Source organism: Mumia sp., from assembly GCF_028803055.1.
Taxonomy (GTDB): Bacteria; Actinomycetota; Actinomycetes; order Propionibacteriales; family Nocardioidaceae; genus Mumia.
In genome coordinates this window covers 1-2,966 of sequence record NZ_JARBCJ010000273.1, presented here as the reverse complement: position 1 = coordinate 2,966, position 2,966 = coordinate 1, and the positions used below count along the sequence as shown (strand labels likewise).

3 protein-coding genes are annotated in these 2,966 nt (G+C 66.4%); all 3 read left to right on the top strand.

The window, feature by feature from the left end:
- Window positions 1-193: 193 nt before the first annotated feature.
- Window positions 194-433 carry a DUF6343 family protein gene (locus PV363_RS16925; RefSeq protein ID WP_220365301.1) on the top strand — a complete coding sequence of 80 codons (240 nt, stop codon included), beginning with the start codon at window positions 194-196 and terminating at the stop codon, window positions 431-433.
- A gap of 234 nt (window positions 434-667) precedes the next feature.
- A complete protein-coding gene (nrdR, locus tag PV363_RS16920; protein ID WP_220341425.1) occupies window positions 668-1,156 on the top strand; it encodes a transcriptional regulator NrdR in 489 nt (162 codons plus the stop codon).
- Window positions 1,157-1,201: 45 nt separating this feature from the next.
- A partial coding sequence (locus PV363_RS16915; RefSeq protein ID WP_301022968.1) for a vitamin B12-dependent ribonucleotide reductase occupies window positions 1,202-2,966 on the top strand: 1,765 nt, incomplete at its 3' end.

Here is a 2,966-nt window from a genome sequence, read left to right as displayed (position 1 = left end):
CAGCATGCGCCGGGGGAGCGGCGTGGATGCTCGTCGACACCGTCGAGCGCGTCGTCGCCTGAAGGCGCCGTGTGGTGGCGAGGGCTCCGCTCCGGCTCGTTTGCGCAGGTCAGAGCGTTGTTTGTCGACGCGTACGAGGGATGGATCGGGGCACCCCTGGTGTTGTACAGGTAACACCGAAGGAGGGTCCCTCATGCACACCGGCTCGGAGCCCAAGAAGGCGCTCAGCGCGTACGGCATGCGGCTCGCCCTGTCCCTGGGCGGGTTCGTCGTCTTCGCCGCGCTCGCGCTGTGGGGACTGCTGCTCCCTGATGCCACCGACGTGATGGTCGTCCTCGGCCTGGCGTCGGCCGTGATCGCGGTCGTCGCCCTCGTGGACACGGCGGTCATCGTCCGCAAGATGCGCAGCCGCAGGTCGCGTCGCCCCGTGTGACCATGCGACACGCCGCGCCGTACCCGCCAAACACCGTCTGACCTGCAACGACAGAAATGTCGGTCCGCGGAGTGAAGATAAGTTGCATGGGCTTGCGGCGGACGCGTACGGTAGCCACTACATCTAGTACTTACACGGATGTAGTTATCCACATCTAGTCCACAAGGACCAGGGGCGAACCCCACAGAAGACCGGCGGTTCTCCACATTCCGTCCACAGCGAGAGGAGCTCGGGATGCACTGCCCGTACTGCCGGCACACCGACACCCGAGTCCTCGACAGCCGTGTCGCGGACGACGGCGGAGCGATCCGTCGTCGCCGGAGCTGCACCGCGTGCAACAAGCGCTTCACGACCGTCGAGCAGATCCAGCTCACGGTGTGCAAGCGCTCGGGTGCCACGGAGCCGTTCTCGCGCGACAAGGCCGTGAGTGGAGTGCGCAAGGCGTGCAAGGGCCGCCCTGTGGACGAGGACGACCTGGCGCGACTCGGCCAGCAGGTCGAGCACGCGCTGCGTGCGGCCGGGGGAGCGGAGGTGAGCTCGCACGAGGTGGGGCTCGCCGTGCTCGAGCCCCTCAAGGCGCTCGACAAGGTCGCCTATCTGCGGTTCGCCAGCGTCTACAAGAACTTCACCGACGTGTCGGACTTCGCGGACGAGATCGCGACGCTGATGGTGGCCGACGCCAACCACGAGCTCGCCGCGGAGCAGCACTCCGCCGGCAGCTGAGACTCACCAACACATTCACGGGGACACGGGGAGAAGGGGCACACGATGACGGAGACGGTCAGTGGACCGAGCGGGGCTGCGCGCGGGCGCAAAGCCACCAAGCGTGCAGGCAAGGGCCTCACGATCAACCGGGTCTACACGACGGAGGGCGTGCACCCGTACGACGAGGTGACGTGGGAGCGTCGCGACGTCGTGCAGACCAACTGGAAGACCGGAGCCACGGTCTTCGAGCAGCGCGGGGTGGAGTTCCCCGACTTCTGGAGCGTCAACGCCTCCACGATCGTCACCACGAAATACTTCCGTGGCGCCGTCGGCAGCGACACCCGTGAGCAGAGCCTCAAGCAGCTCCTCGACCGTGTCGTCCTGACGTACGCGAAGGCCGGCAAGGACAACGGCTACTTCGCGACGGACGCCGACGCCGAGGTCTTCGAGCACGAGCTCACCTACATGCTTCTTCACCAGGTCTTCAGCTTCAACAGCCCGGTGTGGTTCAACGTCGGCACGTCGAGCCCGCAGCAGGTCTCGGCCTGCTTCATCCTCGCCGTCGACGACTCGATGGACTCGATCCTCAACTGGTACAAGGAAGAGGGTCTGATCTTCAAGGGCGGCTCGGGCGCCGGCCTCAACCTCTCCCGCATCCGCTCCAGCAAGGAGCTGCTGCACTCCTCGGGCGGTACGGCGTCGGGGCCGGTGTCGTTCATGCGCGGCGCCGACGCGTCCGCGGGCACCATCAAGTCGGGCGGCGCGACGCGTCGTGCGGCCAAGATGGTCGTGCTCGACGTCGACCACCCCGACATCGAGGAGTTCGTGCGGACGAAGGCGCGCGAGGAGGACAAGATCCGTGTCCTCCGTGACGCCGGCTTCGACATGGACCTCGGCGGGCACGACATCTCGTCGGTGCAGTACCAGAACGCCAACAACTCGGTCCGCGTGACCGACGAGTTCATGCGTGCGGTCGAGGAGGGCTCGGAGTTCGGGCTGCGTGCTCGCACGACCGGCGAGGTCATCGAGACCATCGACGCCAAGAAGCTCTTCAAGGACATCGCGCAGGCGGCCTGGGAGTGTGCCGACCCGGGCATCCAGTACGACTCGACGATCAACGACTGGCACACGACGCCGGAGACGGGCCGGATCACCGCGTCCAACCCGTGCTCCGAATACATGCACCTCGACAACTCGTCGTGCAACCTGGCGTCGCTCAACCTGCTGAAGTTCCTGCAGGACGACGGCTCCTTTGATGTGGACACGTTCGTCAAGGCGACCGAGCTGATCATCACCGCGATGGACATCTCGATCACCTTCGCCGACTTCCCGACCGAGGCGATCGGTGACACGACGCGCAAGTTCCGTCAGCTCGGCATCGGCTATGCCAACCTCGGTGCGCTGCTCATGGCGTCGGGTCTGGCGTACGACTCCGACGGCGGCCGCGCGTTCGCCTCGGCGATCACGTCGCTGATGACCGGCACCTCGTACCGTCGCTCGGCGGAGCTCGCCGGTGTCGTCGGCCCGTACGAGGGCTACGCCCAGAACGCTGAGCCGCACGCTCGCGTGATGCGCAAGCACCAGGCCGCCAACGACGCGGTCCGCACGATGCACGCGATGGACATCGCCGTGCACCGTGAGGCCACGAAGCAGTGGGCCCAGGGCATCGAGATCGGCACGAAGCAGGGCTGGCGCAACGCTCAGGCGTCGGTGCTGGCTCCGACCGGCACGATCGGCTTCATGATGGACTGCGACACGACCGGCATCGAGCCGGACTTCTCGCTGGTCAAGTTCAAGAAGCTCGTCGGTGGCGGCTCGATGCAGATCG

Coding starts and splice junctions, on each gene's coding strand:
- PV363_RS16925 (WP_220365301.1), top strand. CDS start 194: ATGCACACCGGCTCGGAGCCCAAGAAGGCGCTCAGCGCGTACGGCATG.
- nrdR (WP_220341425.1), top strand. CDS start 668: ATGCACTGCCCGTACTGCCGGCACACCGACACCCGAGTCCTCGACAGC.